Genomic DNA, 16,526 nt, shown 5'->3' with positions numbered 1-16,526 from the left:
AATTCATTGATCTGATGCTTATTATAAGCGGGATCTTCGGCATTTATTTAATTGTTGCTTGGGCAAGTTATAGCCCGTTAGATAATGCATGGTCAGTTGCAAGTACGGTAACTGAAAATACCACACTGAATAAAACCGGCGCTTTTGGTGCATGGTGGATTGATCTACTTTATGCCTTTTTTGGAAAAGTGGCATGGTTAGTTCCTTTTTCACTAACTGCGGTTTCGCTCTATTTATTAGTGTTGCGCTTAGGAAGTCAATTAACCTATAAAAAAGTTACGCTCTATTTTATGAGTTTTTTACTCTTTATGGTCGGGTTAAGTGGATTGATGAGCGTATTGCTTTCTCATTCACCTTATTACCTTGCAGGCGGTTTTATTGGCGGGATGTGGCAGACTTATTTAGGTGAGTCATTGGGGCAATTTGCAGCACTATTATTGGCAATGGTGTGTACTGCATTAGGCTTTTATTTCTGTTCAGGGCAAACGGTGATCCCATTGCTTACCTCATTTTATGAGTGGTTAACGGTAAAAGATGCGCCGAAAATAACAAAGGCTGAAGTAACAGAAAATAATGAGAGTCATCTAGCAGAAACTGATACTCCTTTTACTTCAATGCCATCGGTGTCTACTGAACAAGCTGAGGATGAAATTCCTGATCTATCAAGCTCACCAGCATTAACCGATGTTTCTGTATTTAGACGTCCTAATATTACTGGATTATCGTCAACTCAGCCGCAAACTGCGAATGCTGAGCAAGACTCCCCATTGCATAGCGAACATGTAATGACGAACTTAACTGATCCCGCAATGTTTAAAGTGGAAAGTGAAGTTAAATTACCGAAAGTAAATGTGCAAGGCTTTACGCCAGGCAGTTTGCCTACAATGGAAGACGCGCCAACTTTATCGCAAGCGGATGAAGTTTATGAACCTTTTGATGTTTCATTACCAACAGTAAAATTAGCAAATTACGCTGAACAAGATGACGTATCAGAAACACCGGCTATATCAGAAACTTTTGAAGTGGAAGTAGAGGCAGAACCTTCACATGAAATGAGTATTTCATTGATTGATCAAGAAGTAAAAGCACCAGCATTTATTCAAGAAAGCAGCCCGCTCTCTTCACGACCTGTGGTGCGCATGAAACCATTTGAAGAAGTGGCAATTCAATCTGAAACTGAAGAGAAAGATTTTGAAGCCGAACGAGCAAGGGCTTTTGAAGAGGCTGAAAAGCAGCGAATGGCTGAGGTTGCTGAACGCGCTAAAACTCAAGGGCTAGATGATACCTTTGAACAAATTTGGCAAAATAATAGTGAGAAAGAGCCTGTTTTCTCACCTTCTGCTGCAACCACGGCAGAGCTTAAACCAGCGGTTCAACCAAACAAACCAGCATCAGTAGATTATCCTAAAGGATATGGCGAGACGTTAATTCATCCCTTATTACAACGTAATAAGGTAACAGAAAAACCGACTACACCGTTACCAACGTTAGATTTATTAGATAGACATCCGCCAAGTAGTCAGCGAGTTACAGAAGAAGAAATTCTTTCCACTTCACACCGTGTTGAAACAGCTTTAGCTAATTATGGTGTTAAAGCAACGGTAGAAGATGTATTGGTGGGGCCAGTCGTTACCCGCTATGAAATTAAGCCTGCCGCAGGGGTAAAAGCGGCAAAAGTGACTTCACTTGCGAGTGATTTGGCGCGTGAGTTAATGTTTAAAGCGATCCGAATTACCGAAGTGGTGCCCGGTAAACCTTATATGGGGATTGAAGCGCCGAATGCATTTCGTGAAACCGTTTGGTTGCGTGATGTATTAGATAGCGATGCTTTCCGTCATAGTGATGCAAAACTGCCAATGGCATTGGGGAAAGATATTAGTGGTCAACCAGTTGTTGTTGATATGACGAAAATGCCTCATTTATTGGTGGCTGGGCAAACAGGTGGTGGTAAATCGGTAGGCGTAAATACTATGATTTTAAGCCTGCTATTTAAACTGACTCCAGAGCAAGTTCGTTTTATTATGATTGATCCGAAAGTAGTTGAGTTATCTGTTTATAATGATATTCCACACTTGCTGACGCCAGTCGTGACGGATATGAAAAAAGCTGCAAATGCTTTGCGTTGGGCAGTGGAAGAGATGGAAAGACGTTATCAGTTAATCAGCTATTTACAGGTTCGTAATATTGAGGGTTATAACGCGAAAATTGATCAAGCAACGGAAATGGGGATGCCGATTGCAAACCCAGCTTGGAGACCGGGTGATAGTATGGATGCCATGCCACCAGCGTTAGAAAAACTTAGCTATATTGTTTTAATTGTAGATGAGTTTGCTGACTTGATGATGAGTGCGGGTAAAGAAGTTGAAGAACATATTATGCGCATCGCACAAAAAGCGCGAGCGGTGGGAATTCACTTAATTCTTGCAACTCAACGCCCTTCAACGGATGTGATTACAGGGGTTATTAAGGCTAATATTCCAAGCCGAATTGCGTTTACTGTTGCAACGCAAATTGACTCCCGTACGATTTTAGATGCTGGCGGCGCAGAATCACTACTTGGTCGAGGAGATATGCTTTATTCCGCTTCGGGAAGCCCTGAGATCTTGCGTGTACATGGTGCCTTTATGGATGACAACGAAGTTATCCGCGTGGCAGATAACTGGCGCGCGAGAGGTAAACCAAATTATCTTGATAGTATTGTTGAGTCTGCAGAAGAAGAGGTTGCCAATAATGGCGATACAAGTGGTATGCTGTTAGATTCACGCTTTGATGAAGTGGCAGAATTCGTGATCGAAAGTGGAGTAACTTCTATTAGCGGTATTCAGCGCCGCTTTGGCTTAGGTTTTAACCGTGCAGCAAAAATTATCGACCAAATGGAAGCGCAAGGCATGATTTCTGAGCCAGGCAAAAATGGCAAACGTGAAGTGCTAGCAAGATAATCCTTCTCACAAGCGGTCGAGTTTTCGCATAATTTTGCAAAAGATGGCGTAAATTCGACCGCTTTCGTTTATGCTTCCCGAATTAAGGATAGGCGATAGTCAGATATTCAGATAGAATAATTCACAATATAAAAAAACATAAATAAGGAAAACACAATGTCTTATAAAAATAAAAATGATGATCTTCGGATTACTAAAATTGAAGAGCTTTTGCCTCCGGTAGCGCTATTAGAACGCTTTCCAGCAAGTGAGATTGCGGCTAAAACTGTAGAGAAAACACGCCGTGCAATTCATCATATTATTCATGGAACAGACGATCGCCTATTAGTGGTTATTGGGCCATGTTCAATTCATGACCCAAAAGCCGCGTTAGAATATGCGCAAAAAATTAAAGCTATACGTGATAACCCAAGAATTAGTGAGAACTTAGAGGTCGTGATGCGAGTGTATTTTGAGAAGCCACGTACAACCGTTGGTTGGAAAGGTTTGATCAACGATCCGCATTTAGACGAAAGCTATGCTTTAAATGATGGCTTACGCATTGGTCGTAAAGTGTTATCTGATATTAACGATTTAACCGTGCCAGCAGCAGGTGAATTCTTAGATATGATTACGCCACAATATATGGCTGATTTTATGAGTTGGGGCGCAATTGGTGCCCGTACAACAGAATCACAAGTTCATCGTGAATTAGCTTCAGGGTTATCTTGTGCAGTAGGCTTTAAAAATGGTACCAACGGTGGGGTGAAAATTGCGTTAGATGCAATTGCTTCAGCGGAGTCTCAACATCATTTCTTATCGGTAACGAAATTTGGTCATTCAGCGATTGTAACCACGGCAGGAAACCCAGATTGCCATATTATTTTACGTGGTGGCGATAATGGTACGAATTATGATGCAGAATCTGTAGCGAAAGTCTGTGAAAGTATTGCGAAAGCAGGCAGACGACCTCATGTGATGGTGGATTTCAGCCATGCAAATAGCCAAAAACAATTTAAACGCCAGATGGATGTTTGCGCAGATGTTTGCGCACAAATTGCAGGCGGTTCAGACTATATTTCTGGTGTGATGATCGAAAGTCACTTAGTTGAAGGTCGCCAAGATCTGAAAGCAGGTCAAACACTTGCAGATTTAGTTTACGGACAAAGTATTACTGATGCGTGTATTGGTTGGGAAGACAGCGAAAAAGCATTATTCGCCTTAGCTGATGCCGTAGCAGAGCGTCGTAAGAAACGTGCTGAATAATTTAGATTTAATAGGGTGGGACGTTCCCACCTTTTATTTTTATGGTGTGGTAGCACCCAATAGGAAAAAAATATGACTCAAACCATTCTCGCGCTAGATACCGCAACAGAAGCTTGTTCGGTTGCGTTAACGCATTTAGGCAAAGTGACGTATTTAGACGAACTTAGCCCACGTACTCATACTCAGCGCATTTTACCGATGATTGATAAATTATTAGCAAAAGCAAATATTTCGTTACAAGAGGTTGATTATTTAGCCTTTGGGCGCGGGCCAGGGAGTTTTACGGGCGTTCGTGTTGGAATTGGTGTCGCACAAGGTTTAGCCTTTGGGGCCGAATTACCTGTGTTAGCAATTTCCAATTTAATGGCAATGGCAGAGCAAGCTTATCAAACAGAAGGGGCTACCAATGTTATTGCTTTAATTGATGCCAGAATGAATGAAGTTTATTTCGCGCAATATCAACGAACCGAACAAGGCTGGCAAGAACTTGTACCAGAACAAGTTTGCGCACCTGAAAAAGCGATTGAACAATTTATGTTAGGGGATAATCCTACCGTTGTGGGTACGGGCTGGCAGGCTTATTCGCAATTTTCTGAAGAAAAACGACCGCTTGTTGTCAGTGAAATTACACTACCTTCAGCGCGATATATGCTTGAACTTGCTAAAATTGCAATCGCCCAAGGTAAAGTACAACAAGCGATGGAGATTGAACCCGTCTATTTGCGTAATGAAGTAACTTGGCAAAAATTGCCACATAAGCAGTAATTTAGAAATGAGCGAAGGACAAGTTTTTTAAATCAAGGATAAGGCTAAATGAAGAAGTTATTAGGGCTATTGTGTTTCTGCTTATGGGGCTGTAAACCGGCACCGATTTTGCCAGTGAAAGAACAAATTACAGTGAATAATACTTCAATCAATGTCATTTCCCCAGAAAATGCAATACCTGCTGATTTAGACGCACTAGAATTGAAAGAATGGTTAGCTGAACGCCCATCTATGGCAAACAAAGTGGTCAAGCTTTATTTTGAGCCAGAGCAGAGATGTTTTCAAAGAGGAGTCGGTCGTTCAGGCTATCAAAGTTGTCATTCCGTTCTTGAAAAAATTTGTTATTTAGAAAGTTTAGATTTTTATAATGAAAACCTGGCACAAATGGCATTAGAGGATCGAGAGCGTTATATTCGCCAATACTTTAAGATGTTAAAGAACGGGATGGTATATAGCCGACCATCTCAAGTTACATTTAACTTATTAGAAGATGGCGAAGATTATATTGTTTATGAAAGAATAATAGGGGAACGAGGCAGACCTCAGATTCTCGCAACTCTTGCTTTAAACCATTGGCTATTTAATGCAATATGCCAAGATTACTCTGTACCGACTATGGTAAGAGGGAGTGCTTGGGAAAAAATGCAAACCATTTCTTGGGTAAATGCTTTAGTTAAAGAAAATTCCCCAACAGAAACTCCAAAACAGTAAATGTTGAGTGTTTATCTTCATCTTTCTTAGAAATTAGATTGAGCTTTCTCATATAAAGCGCTAGAATTTAGCCGAATTAGTCGGGGTGCGCATTGTCGCTGAGATGATACCCGTGAACCTGAAGCAGTTAATACTGACGTAGGAAACTAACATGCCAATCTTTCATTTTTCTTTTCTATCTACTTACTTTGCTTGTTTACCCTCTACGAGATTCAGTGTTATTGCCATTATTTTGGACACCGAATAAAAGGAGGGAAATATGTCTATTCGGCAAAACAATAATCTAACTCAAGTGGCATCAGCTACTATGATTGGCACGGCCATTGAATATTTTGATAATTATATTTATGCCATGGCTGCTGTATTGGTATTTAATCATCAATTTTTTCATCAAGCGGATCCGCTTTCCAACCAAATTGCTGCACTATCTACACTTGCACTCACTTTTGTTGCTCGCCCATTAGGTGCGTTAATTTTCGGGCATTTTGGAGATAAATTCGGACGAAAAAATACCTTCGTGATGTCACTGTTATTGATGGGCTTTGCAACGATTTCCATCGGTTTATTACCTACTTATGAGCAAATTGGTATTTACGCAACCATACTGCTTTGCTTGTGTAGAATTGGACAAGGCATTGGATTAGGCGGAGAGTGGGGCGGTGCTGCGTTAGTGGCGATTGAAAACGCCCCACAAGAAAAACGCGGTTGGTATGGCTCATTCCCACAACTAGGCGCGCCGTTAGGATTATTATTAGCAAATGGCGCTTTTTTGCTGGTAGGAATTTGGGCTGGGCAAAGTAATTTAGTTGAATGGGCTTGGCGTATTCCATTTTTAAGCTCAATCGTGTTAGTTGCCATAGGCTTGTATGTCCGCTTGAAATTAACTGAAGCACCGATCTTTCTTGCTGCGTTAATCCAAAAACAACCGACACGAATCCCGATGATGACGGTTTTGACCAGCCATTTTAGACCATTTATGCTTGGCATGTTTGCTTGTATGGCAGGCTATGTGTTGTTCTATATTATGATCGCATTTAGTCAAATCTATGCAAAATCTGCACCAACCATTTCAGAAGCGGGTTTTAAAATGGGGCTAGGATTTTCGCCTCAATTATTTACTGCATTGTTAATGGCAAGTGCATTTTCATTAGCGGCTACGATCTATTTATCCGGTAAATATATTGACCGCATTGGGCGTCGTATTTGGATGATTTGGACAACCGTCGGTGTAGCTGTATTTGGTTTAGCTTTACCATGTTTCCTAGAAAATGGCAGTGCTGTTAGCCTATTCTGGTTTTTAATTATTGGCATGGGGTTAATTGGTTTAGGTTATGCACCGCTAGCAAGTTTCTTGCCAGAACTATTCCCCACACACGCCCGATATTCTGGCGCATCGCTAACGTATAACTGTGCAGGACTTTTAAGTGCGAGCGTGGCAACAATCATTACTTTACCGCTAAATGCACATTATGGATTGAAAGGAGTTGGACTTTATTTAGCTGCTAACGCAGTATTGAGTTTGATAGGCTTATGGTTTATGCAAGAAACTAAAGATGTGGAATTAGCGTAATTAGTTCTAAAAAATACAAGCGGTCATATTTGTAAAAAGTTTTGCAAATATGACCGCTTGTTTTATTAACAGGATTATTCTACCCAATGTTTTTTCTTGGTGGTTTTACCAATTCCTGGGTTGAAGCTATTGGTTGGGTCGAGTACTTTATAGAATTTACGCAATTCTGGTTTAGCTTCATAAAGGTGCCCTACGTTGTGTTCTGCTGGATATTGTGCGCCACGTTGGTCAAGCAATTTGAGCATGTCATGCTCTAGGGCTTCACAATCGTAGCCTTTTTTCACAATATAATCTTGGTGGAACACATGGCACATAAAGTGACCGTAATAGAGCTTATGGCTAATTTTGTTATCAATTTCTGGCGGAAGAACTTCAAACCATTCATTATCATTACGGCGAAGCGCAACGTCTAATGCCACGATTTCTTCCACTTCTTTTTCATGAATAGCGCGATAGCGAATTGCTGCACTTGCAACTGCGAAACGATGCAACATGGCTGCTTGGGTTTCTTCGGCGTTACATTCAAAATATCCGCCTTTAGTGGCATCACTAAAATAAGTTTTTAAGAATTCACGCGCTTCTTGTACGCCTTTTCCTCCCATTTTCACGATTAAATGGTGTTCATATTTATCGCGATATGTCCACAAGCTTTTTGGCAGATGTTCTGGCATCGCTTTTGATAAGAGTTGCATAAATTTATCGCTTAAATGGTGTGGTAAGAACGAGAATTTTTTCGCAATACGATCAACATTAGCTTTCAATGCAAAGAGTTTCGGTAACCAGTGTGTACCGAATTTTTTAATCACCCAGAAGGTATCTTTTCCATAACGTGCTGCCACATCAAAAGCATCACGATGAATGTATTCGCCTGAAATCGGTAGCACTTCAAAATTGGCTAACATATGGCGGCGAATGTCGTTAAGTGTTTGAATTTGGTTTGTGCCGATGTAGAACACCGCCGTATTTTTCTCTAATGGGAAAGTATCTAAACGCACGGCAAAAACAGCCAGTTTTCCTGCAGAGCCGGATGATTCATAGTGACGGCTTGGGTCTGCATTAAAGCGCGCAGGGCTATCTTCATCTACTTTACGAACATGGTTGCAGTAGTGATGGTCATGGCCTTTTCCGCAATCTCTTTGAATATCTTTGCGTTGGTAGTGGTGACCTTGTAAGTTCGTTAAAATTTCTTCTGGGGTTTCGCCTAAATCAATACCTAAATGGTTTTTAAGTTCTAATTCGCCATTTTCATTTAATTGAGCAAAGAGTGCCATTTCGGTATAAGCTGGCCCACGTTGTACTAAAGCTCCGCCAGAGTTATTACAAATCCCACCGATAACGGAAGCACCAATACAAGAAGAACCAATAACTGAGTGAGGCTCTCTTTCGTGCGGTTTTAATAAATTTTCTAATTCATTGAGGGTTGAGCCAGGGAAACAGACAACTTGTTCGGCATCGTTAATGAGTTGAATGTCTTTCATTAACATGGTGTTGATGATAACAATATCACGATCATAATCGTTCCCGCTAGGCGTTGAACCCCCTGTTAAGCCCGTATTTGCAGCTTGGTTAATTACAATCACATCATGCGCCACACAGGCTTTTAGCACGTTCCAGAATTCTAATAATGTAGCAGGTCTCACAACCGCAATCGCGTTACCTGTGCCAAAACGATAACCACTGCGATAAGCCTCATTTTTTGCCGCATCCGTAATAATATGTGCGTGACCGACAATGTCGGTTAATTGAGAAATAAGTTGTTGGGTTGACATAATAAATCGCCCTTTATTTGAGTTGGGTTAGAAAATCAAGCAGTTATGCTAACAAAATCAAGAATTAAAAAATGTGAGATAAATCACACAATCAATAAAAAATAAATAAAAGTAAAACCGTGATTTTTGCAAAAACGCCATGAAATTCGACCGCTTTCGCTTTAAAAAAGCGTGATTCTCTACTACAATCCTGAGCCTAAGAAAAATAAAAAGGACACATTATGCAATTTATCAACATCGCAAATGAGGGCGTAAAATCGCTTTCTCCATACCAAGCCGGCAAACCAATTGAAGAATTAGAACGAGAGCTTGGCATTTCTAACATCATTAAACTGGCTTCAAACGAAAATCCGTTTGGCTTTCCTGAAAGCGCTAAACAAGCGATTATGAGTCAATTAAATGATCTTACTCGTTACCCTGATGCCAATGGCTTTGAATTGAAAAAGACGATTGCGCAAAAATTTCATATTGAACCCAATCAAATTACATTGGGTAATGGATCCAATGATTTATTAGAACTATTTGCTCATACTTTTGCTAGCGAACAGGATGAAGTGATTTATTCGCAATATGCCTTTATTGTTTATCCATTAGTCACAAAAGCGATCAATGCAACTGCGCGCGAAATCCCTGCTAAAAACTGGGGGCATGACTTAGACGGTTTTCTAGCTGCGATTAACGAGAAAACCAAACTGATATTTATCGCCAACCCCAATAATCCAACCGGAAATTTTTTAACGCATGCTGAGCTAGAGGCTTTTTTAGCACAGGTGCCATCACATATTATTGTGGTATTAGATGAAGCTTATACCGAATTTACCACACCTACTGAGCGGGTAGATAGTTTTGCGTTATTAGCTAAATATCCCAATTTAATCGTTTCACGCTCGCTTTCCAAAGCATATGGCTTAGCTGGATTGCGTATTGGTTATGCTGTTTCAAATGCTGAAATTGCAGACTTATTGAACCGCGTGCGCCAACCGTTTAACTGCAATAGTCTAGCCTTGGCTTCTGCGATTGCCGTGTTAAATGATGATGCTTTTGTTGCTAAAGTCGCTGCCAATAATCGCCAAGAAATGCAACGTTATGAAGCATTTTGTCAGCAATACCAATTAGATTTCATTCCCTCAAAAGGTAATTTTATTACCATTGATTTTAAACGCCCTGCGCAGCCGATTTATGATGCGTTATTGCATGAAGGCGTGATTGTTCGTCCGATTGCAGGTTATGGTATGCCGAATCATTTGCGCATTAGTATTGGCTTGCCAGAAGAAAATAGTCGTCTGTTTGAAGCATTACGCAAAGTGTTAAACCTACAATAATTTAAGCGAGAGAAAAGATGGAAAAAATCAGTTTAAATCCTATTTTGCGTGTAGAAGGCGAGATTAACTTACCTGGTTCAAAAAGCTTATCTAACCGTGCTTTGTTATTGGCAGCATTAGCACATGGCACAACGGAAGTCACCAATTTATTAGACAGTGATGATATTCGTCATATGCTAAATGCGTTGAAATCTTTAGGAGTGAGTTATGAACTATCCTCAGATAAAACCGTATGCACAATAACAGGCGTTGGCGGTGCCTTTAATTGGCAAAATGGGCTTTCACTTTTCCTAGGGAATGCAGGCACTGCCATGCGCCCGTTAGCGGCTGCACTTTGCTTAAAAGGACAACAAGAGGCAGAGGTTGTTTTAACAGGCGAACCTCGCATGAAAGAGCGTCCAATTAAGCATTTGGTTGATGCTTTAATTCAAGTTGGCGCAAATGTGCAATATCTTGAACAAGAAGGGTATCCACCGCTCGCAATCCGAAATACGGGGTTACAAGGCGGCAAAGTGCAAATTGACGGCTCAATTTCCAGTCAATTTTTAACGGCACTATTGATGGCGGCCCCACTTGCTGAAGGCGATATGGAAATTCAGATTATGGGCGAGCTAGTTTCAAAACCTTACATTGATATCACCTTGGCGATGATGAAAGATTTTGGTGTGACAGTAGAAAACCAAAATTATCAAACCTTTATTGTAAAGGGCAATCAATCTTATATTTCACCTAAGCGTTATTTAGTGGAAGGGGATGCTTCTTCTGCTTCTTATTTTTTAGCCGCAGGTGCTATTAAAGGAAAAGTAAAAGTTACAGGAATTGGTAAAAATTCAATTCAAGGTGACCGCTTGTTTGCCGATGTATTAGAGAAAATGGGCGCAAAAATCACTTGGGGTGAGGATTTTATTCAAGCAGAACAAGCACCATTGCATGGTGTAGATATGGATATGAATCATATTCCAGATGCAGCAATGACTATTGCAACAACAGCATTGTTTGCCGAAGGTGAAACGGTAATTCGCAACATTTATAACTGGCGGGTAAAAGAAACCGACCGTTTAAGTGCGATGGCAACCGAGCTTCGTAAAATCGGTGCAGAAGTTGAAGAAGGCGAGGATTTCATTCGTATTCAACCTTTGGCATTAGCGCAATTCCAAGCAGCGGAAATTGCGACTTATAACGATCACCGAATGGCGATGTGTTTCTCGCTAATTGCATTGTCAAATACGCCCGTGACAATTCTTGATCCGAAATGTACCGCCAAAACATTTCCAACCTATTTTTCTGAGTTCGAAAAGTTATCGATTCGTGCTTAGAGAATAAACAAGCGGTATTTTTTAGGGATTTTTTACAAAATTGCTTGCAAAAGCAGAAGTTTTCTCTATAATACCGCACATCAGACGCGGGGTGGAGCAGCTTGGTAGCTCGTCGGGCTCATAACCCGAAGGTCGTTGGTTCAAATCCGGCCCCCGCAACCAGTTTTATCAGCTCACATTCCGGTTATGGTCTGTGAGCTTTGTTTTATTATGTACTGCAAATTTGCAAAAAACAGAATAAAACAGACCGCTTGTAGAAAGTAATTTTCAATTAAGCGGGCGATACCTTAAATTCGTATCATAAAGAGCTGGTAAGGCTCTTTTTTTATATCTGGAGAAAAATTTTGGCTACATTAGAACAAAAGCTTACTGAGCTGACTCAAGATACCATTGAAGCAATGGGGTGTGAGCTAGTCGGCATCGAATGCCAACGTGCAGGGCGTTATTTAACTGTACGTATTTTTATTGATAAAGACGGTGGCGTGACTATTGATGATTGTAGTGATGTTAGTCGTCAAATTAGCGCTATTTTTGACGTAGAAGATCCAATTGCTGATAAATATAATTTAGAAGTGTCTTCACCAGGTTTAGACCGTCCATTATTTAACTTAGCGCATTATCAACGTTTTATCGGACGTGAGGCTGTTATTCATCTTCGTATTCCGATGTTCGATCGCCGTAAATGGCAAGGAAAAATCGAACAAGTTGAAGGCGATTTTATTACTTTATTAGTGGATAACGAACCGTGCCAATTTGCTTTCGGTAATATTCAAAAGGCTAACTTAGTGCCAGTATTTGATTTTTAAATTTAATTATCTAAGAGACATTTTCAATGAGTAAAGAAATTTTGTTAGCCGCTGAAGCGGTTTCAAACGAGAAACAATTACCAAAAGAAGCTATTTTCGAGGCATTGGAAACAGCTTTAACTATCGCAACCAAGAAAACTCACGAATTAGATATTGATATTCGTGTTGTAGTTGATCGTAAAACAGGTGATTTCACAACTTTCCGTCGCTGGTTAGTCGTAGAACAAGTTCATAACATGACCCGTGAAATTAGCTTAGAAGCAGCACAATTTGAAGATCCAAATGTGCAATTAGGTGATGTGGTTGAAGACGAAGTAGAATCAATTGAGTTCGGTCGTGTTGCAATTCAAACTTTTGGTCAAGTGGTAAAAACCAAAATCCGCGAAGCTGAAAAATGCAAAATCATCAACGAATTCCGTCCAGATGAAGGCAAGATCATCAGTGCAACGGTTAAAAAAGTAACCCGTGATAATATTTTCCTAGAACTACAAGGTAAGAGTGAAGATATTAAAGGTGAAGCGGTTATCGTTCGTGAAGATATGTTGCCTCGCGAAAACTTCCGCCCAGGCGACCGTGTTCGTGGTGTGCTTTATGCAATCAAACCAGAATCAAAAGGCCCACAAATTTTCTTAACGCGTTCTAAACCAGTAATGCTTGAAGAATTATTCAAACTGGAAGTGCCAGAAATTGGTGAACAGCTGATTGAAATTAAAGGTGCGGCACGTGATCCTGGTTCTCGTGCAAAAATTGCCGTGAAATCAAACGATAAACGTATCGATCCAGTTGGTGCTTGCGTAGGTATGCGTGGTTCACGTGTCCAAGCCATTAGCAATGAATTAGGTGGCGAACGTGTAGATATCGTGCTTTGGGATGATAACCCGGCACAATTTGTGATTAACGCAATGGCACCAGCGGATGTAAGCTCAATCATCATCAATGATGAAGCACATTCTATGGATATTGCGGTAGAGTCTGCAAAATTAGCACAAGCAATCGGCCGTAACGGGCAAAACGTACGTCTTGCAACACAATTAACCGGTTGGGCATTAAATGTGATGACTGTTGAAGAGTTAGAGGCGAAAAATCAAGCGGAAGATGGTAAAGTGATTAACTTATTAACTTCTGCGTTAGAAATCGATGACGAATTTGCACAAGTGTTAATTGAAGAAGGCTTTGCCTCTTTAGAAGCGATTGCCTATGTGCCGGTTGATGCACTGACTGCAATTGATGGCTTAGAAGACGAAGATTTAGTCGAAGAGTTACAAGCGCGAGCGAAAAATGCACTGACGAAAAAAGCCTTAGAAGAGGAAGAAGCGCTTAAACAAGCGGATATCGATGAAAAATTATTAAATCTTGAAGGAATGGAACGCCATATCGCGTATAAATTAGCGGAAAAAGGCATTACCAACCTTGAAGAGTTAGCTGAGCAAGGCACAGACGATTTAGCTGAGATTGAAGAATTATCAGTAGAAAAAGCAGGTGAATTGATTATGGCTGCACGTCAAATTTGCTGGTTCAGCTAGAGGAGGAATTCATATGACAGAAACAACAGAGAAAAAAACGCTTTCGTTAGGCGGTGCACGTAAAACCACTAAAGTGAGCGCAACTACTGCTGGTGGCAAAACTAAAGCGGTAGAAGTTAAAGAGAAAAAACCTAAAATTGATGCTAAAGCATTACAAGCGAAAGCAGAGCAAGAAGCAAAATTAGCGGCTGAAAAAGCGAAAGCAGAAAAAGAAGCCGCAGAAAAAGCAGCAGCTGAAGCTAAAGCAAAAGCTGAGGCTGAAAAACAAGCTGCTGAAGCAGTAAAACAGAAAGAGGCTGCGAAAAAACCAGCGGCACCAGTAATGCCAAATAGCAAACCGAAAGCGGCAGCGCCAAAAGCAGAACAACCAAAACAAGAAAAAACGGTTGATCCTGAAAAAGAAGCGAAGAAAAAAGAAGAAGCCGAACTTCGCCGTAAGCAAGAGGAATTAGCGCGCCAAAAAGCAGAAATGGAAGCTAAACGCGCAGCAGAAAACGCACGCCGTTTAGCCGAAATTGAGCGTGAAGAAGCAGTAGATAATAACGATGATTTTGAAGATGAACGTTTTACCTCTAGCTATGCGCGTGATGCAGAGCGTGACAATGACCGCCGTAGTGAAGGTAACCGTAATCGTGGTAAAGGCGGAGTAGCCAAAGCGAAAAAAGGTGGCCGTGAAGACGATAAAAATGAACGTAATGCAGATCGTCGTAACCAAAAAGATATGAAAGGTAAAGGTAAAAATGGTAAGAAAGGGGCAGCCCTTCAACAAGCCTTTACTAAACCTGTGCAAGTTGTGAAAGCGGATGTTGTGATTGGTGAAACTATCACCGTGGCTGACTTAGCTAACAAAATGGCTGTAAAAGCAACAGAAATCATCAAGCTCATGATGAAAATGGGTGAAATGGTGACTATCAACCAAGTAATTGATCAGGAAACTGCACAATTAGTAGCGGAAGAACTTGGCCACAAAGTAATTCTTCGTAAAGAAAATGAGCTTGAAGAAGCTGTATTGGAAGACCGCGATGTGGATGCTGAAAAAGTCACTCGTGCACCGGTTGTTACTATCATGGGTCACGTTGACCATGGTAAAACCTCATTACTTGACTATATCCGTAAAGCGAAAGTGGCAGCCGGCGAAGCGGGTGGTATTACCCAGCATATCGGTGCATACCACGTAGAAATGGATGACGGCAAAATGATCACCTTCTTAGATACACCGGGGCACGCTGCATTTACCTCAATGCGTGCGCGTGGTGCGAAAGCAACGGATATCGTAGTGCTTGTTGTTGCGGCAGATGATGGTGTGATGCCTCAAACTATCGAAGCGATTCAACACGCGAAAGCAGCAGGTGCGCCTTTAGTAGTAGCAGTAAACAAAATCGATAAACCAGAAGCAAACCCAGATCGCGTAGAGCAAGAATTACTTCAACATGAAGTAATTTCTGAAAAATTTGGTGGTGATGTACAATTCGTTCCAGTTTCTGCGAAGAAAGGAACAGGTATTGATGATTTATTAGATGCTATCTTACTTCAATCAGAAGTACTTGAGTTAACCGCTGTAAAAGACGGTATGGCAAGTGGTGTAGTAATTGAATCATACCTTGATAAAGGTCGCGGTCCAGTTGCAACCATTCTTGTACAATCAGGTACTTTAAACAAAGGCGATATCGTTTTATGTGGCTTTGAGTACGGTCGTGTACGTGCAATGCGTGATGAGAACGGTAAAGAAGTAGAATCTGCTGGCCCATCTATTCCTGTTGAGGTATTAGGTCTTTCAGGCGTGCCGGCAGCGGGTGATGAAGCAACCGTTGTACGTGATGAGAAAAAAGCACGTGAAGTAGCTTTATATCGTCAAGGTAAATTCCGTGAAGTCAAATTAGCGCGTCAGCAAAAAGCGAAACTAGAAAATATGTTCAGCAACATGACTGAAGGCGATGTTGCAGAGCTTAACGTTATCGTGAAAGCAGACGTACAAGGTTCGGTAGAAGCAATTTGCCAATCATTACAAGAACTTTCAACTGCAGAAGTGAAAGTGAAAGTTGTGGGTTCTGGTGTAGGTGGTATTACTGAAACTGATGCAACTTTAGCTGCGGCTTCAAATGCGATTATGGTCGGCTTTAACGTTCGTGCAGATGCTTCAGCGCGTCGTGTAATTGAAAGTGAAAATATCGACTTACGTTACTATTCAATCATTTATGAACTATTAAATGAAATTAAAGCAGCAATGAGCGGTATGCTACAACCTGAATTCAAACAAGAAATCATTGGTTTAGCTGAAGTACGTGATGTCTTCCGCCATCCGAAATTTGGTGCAATCGCGGGCTGTATGGTAACTGAAGGTGTGATCAAACGTAACAACCCAATCCGCGTATTGCGTGACAACGTGGTTATTTTTGAAGGTGAGTTAGATTCTCTCCGTCGCTTCAAAGATGACGTTTCAGAAGTCCGCAATGGTATGGAATGTGGTATCGGCGTGAAAAACTATAACGATGTTAAAGTTGGCGACCAAATCGAGGTATTCGAAGTGGTTGAAATTAAACGCTCGATTTAATTCGTAGGG

11 protein-coding genes, 1 tRNA gene and 1 riboswitch are annotated in these 16,526 nt (G+C 41.0%); of the genes, 11 read left to right on the top strand and 1 reads right to left on the bottom strand.

The window, feature by feature from the left end; translation table 11 throughout:
* Positions 1-14 precede the first annotated feature (14 nt).
* The 5 genes from HMPREF1128_RS03980 (at position 15) to HMPREF1128_RS03960 (ending at position 7,230) form a co-directional block, all read left to right on the top strand.
* Entirely contained in the window at positions 15-2,939 is a 2,925-nt protein-coding gene (locus tag HMPREF1128_RS03980; protein WP_050801702.1) for a DNA translocase FtsK, read from the top strand.
* A 156-nt stretch (positions 2,940-3,095) separates the two neighbouring features.
* Positions 3,096-4,184 (top strand): 3-deoxy-7-phosphoheptulonate synthase AroG, encoded by a 1,089-nt coding sequence (gene aroG / locus HMPREF1128_RS03975; RefSeq protein WP_007524185.1) that lies wholly within the window; start codon positions 3,096-3,098, stop codon positions 4,182-4,184.
* Positions 4,185-4,256: 72 nt separating this feature from the next.
* Positions 4,257-4,949, top strand: coding sequence for a tRNA (adenosine(37)-N6)-threonylcarbamoyltransferase complex dimerization subunit type 1 TsaB (tsaB, locus tag HMPREF1128_RS03970; protein WP_007525554.1), 693 nt, complete (start codon positions 4,257-4,259; stop codon positions 4,947-4,949).
* Positions 4,950-4,997: 48 nt separating this feature from the next.
* A complete protein-coding gene (locus tag HMPREF1128_RS03965) occupies positions 4,998-5,660 on the top strand; it encodes a hypothetical protein (RefSeq protein ID WP_007525359.1) in 663 nt (220 codons plus the stop codon).
* 71 nt (positions 5,661-5,731) lie between these two features.
* Positions 5,732-5,822: riboswitch (TPP riboswitch) on the top strand.
* A 97-nt stretch (positions 5,823-5,919) separates the two neighbouring features.
* The gene (locus HMPREF1128_RS03960; RefSeq protein WP_007525270.1) at positions 5,920-7,230 is read left to right on the top strand and encodes an MFS transporter; all 1,311 of its coding nucleotides are present in this window, start codon (positions 5,920-5,922) and stop codon (positions 7,228-7,230) included.
* 74 nt (positions 7,231-7,304) lie between these two features.
* On the opposite strand, the gene dld is transcribed toward HMPREF1128_RS03960, so the two are convergent.
* Positions 7,305-8,999 (bottom strand): D-lactate dehydrogenase, encoded by a 1,695-nt coding sequence (gene dld, locus HMPREF1128_RS03955; RefSeq protein ID WP_007524733.1) that lies wholly within the window; start codon positions 8,997-8,999, stop codon positions 7,305-7,307.
* Positions 9,000-9,220: 221 nt separating this feature from the next.
* On the opposite strand from dld, the gene hisC reads away from it, so the two are divergent.
* The 6 genes from hisC (at position 9,221) to infB (ending at position 16,517) form a co-directional block, all read left to right on the top strand.
* Positions 9,221-10,321, top strand: a complete 1,101-nt coding sequence (hisC, locus tag HMPREF1128_RS03950; RefSeq protein WP_007524530.1) for a histidinol-phosphate transaminase — start codon at positions 9,221-9,223, stop codon at positions 10,319-10,321.
* 17 nt (positions 10,322-10,338) lie between these two features.
* A complete protein-coding gene (gene aroA / locus HMPREF1128_RS03945) occupies positions 10,339-11,637 on the top strand; it encodes a 3-phosphoshikimate 1-carboxyvinyltransferase (RefSeq protein ID WP_007524357.1) in 1,299 nt (432 codons plus the stop codon).
* Between the two features lie 85 nt (positions 11,638-11,722).
* Positions 11,723-11,799, top strand: a tRNA-Met gene (locus HMPREF1128_RS03940).
* A 182-nt stretch (positions 11,800-11,981) separates the two neighbouring features.
* On the top strand, positions 11,982-12,443 hold the full coding sequence (rimP, locus tag HMPREF1128_RS03935) for a ribosome maturation factor RimP (RefSeq protein WP_007524119.1): 462 nt from the start codon (positions 11,982-11,984) through the stop codon (positions 12,441-12,443).
* Between the two features lie 26 nt (positions 12,444-12,469).
* Positions 12,470-13,966, top strand: coding sequence for a transcription termination factor NusA (nusA, locus tag HMPREF1128_RS03930; protein WP_007525015.1), 1,497 nt, complete (start codon positions 12,470-12,472; stop codon positions 13,964-13,966).
* A 13-nt stretch (positions 13,967-13,979) separates the two neighbouring features.
* Positions 13,980-16,517, top strand: a complete 2,538-nt coding sequence (infB, locus tag HMPREF1128_RS03925) for a translation initiation factor IF-2 (protein ID WP_007525325.1) — start codon at positions 13,980-13,982, stop codon at positions 16,515-16,517.
* The last annotated feature ends 9 nt before the right edge of the window (positions 16,518-16,526 follow it).

It is taken from the genome of Haemophilus sputorum HK 2154, from assembly GCF_000287615.1.
GTDB lineage: Bacteria > Pseudomonadota > Gammaproteobacteria > Enterobacterales > Pasteurellaceae > Haemophilus_A > Haemophilus_A sputorum.
The sequence above is the reverse complement of the archived record's forward strand: the minus strand, read 5'-3'. Positions and strand labels throughout refer to the sequence as shown.

Coding starts and splice junctions, on each gene's coding strand:
- HMPREF1128_RS03980 (WP_050801702.1), top strand. CDS start 15: ATGCTTATTATAAGCGGGATCTTCGGCATTTATTTAATTGTTGCTTGG.
- aroG (WP_007524185.1), top strand. CDS start 3,096: ATGTCTTATAAAAATAAAAATGATGATCTTCGGATTACTAAAATTGAA.
- tsaB (WP_007525554.1), top strand. CDS start 4,257: ATGACTCAAACCATTCTCGCGCTAGATACCGCAACAGAAGCTTGTTCG.
- HMPREF1128_RS03965 (WP_007525359.1), top strand. CDS start 4,998: ATGAAGAAGTTATTAGGGCTATTGTGTTTCTGCTTATGGGGCTGTAAA.
- HMPREF1128_RS03960 (WP_007525270.1), top strand. CDS start 5,920: ATGTCTATTCGGCAAAACAATAATCTAACTCAAGTGGCATCAGCTACT.
- dld (WP_007524733.1), bottom strand. CDS start 8,999: ATGTCAACCCAACAACTTATTTCTCAATTAACCGACATTGTCGGTCAC.
- hisC (WP_007524530.1), top strand. CDS start 9,221: ATGCAATTTATCAACATCGCAAATGAGGGCGTAAAATCGCTTTCTCCA.
- aroA (WP_007524357.1), top strand. CDS start 10,339: ATGGAAAAAATCAGTTTAAATCCTATTTTGCGTGTAGAAGGCGAGATT.
- nusA (WP_007525015.1), top strand. CDS start 12,470: ATGAGTAAAGAAATTTTGTTAGCCGCTGAAGCGGTTTCAAACGAGAAA.
- infB (WP_007525325.1), top strand. CDS start 13,980: ATGACAGAAACAACAGAGAAAAAAACGCTTTCGTTAGGCGGTGCACGT.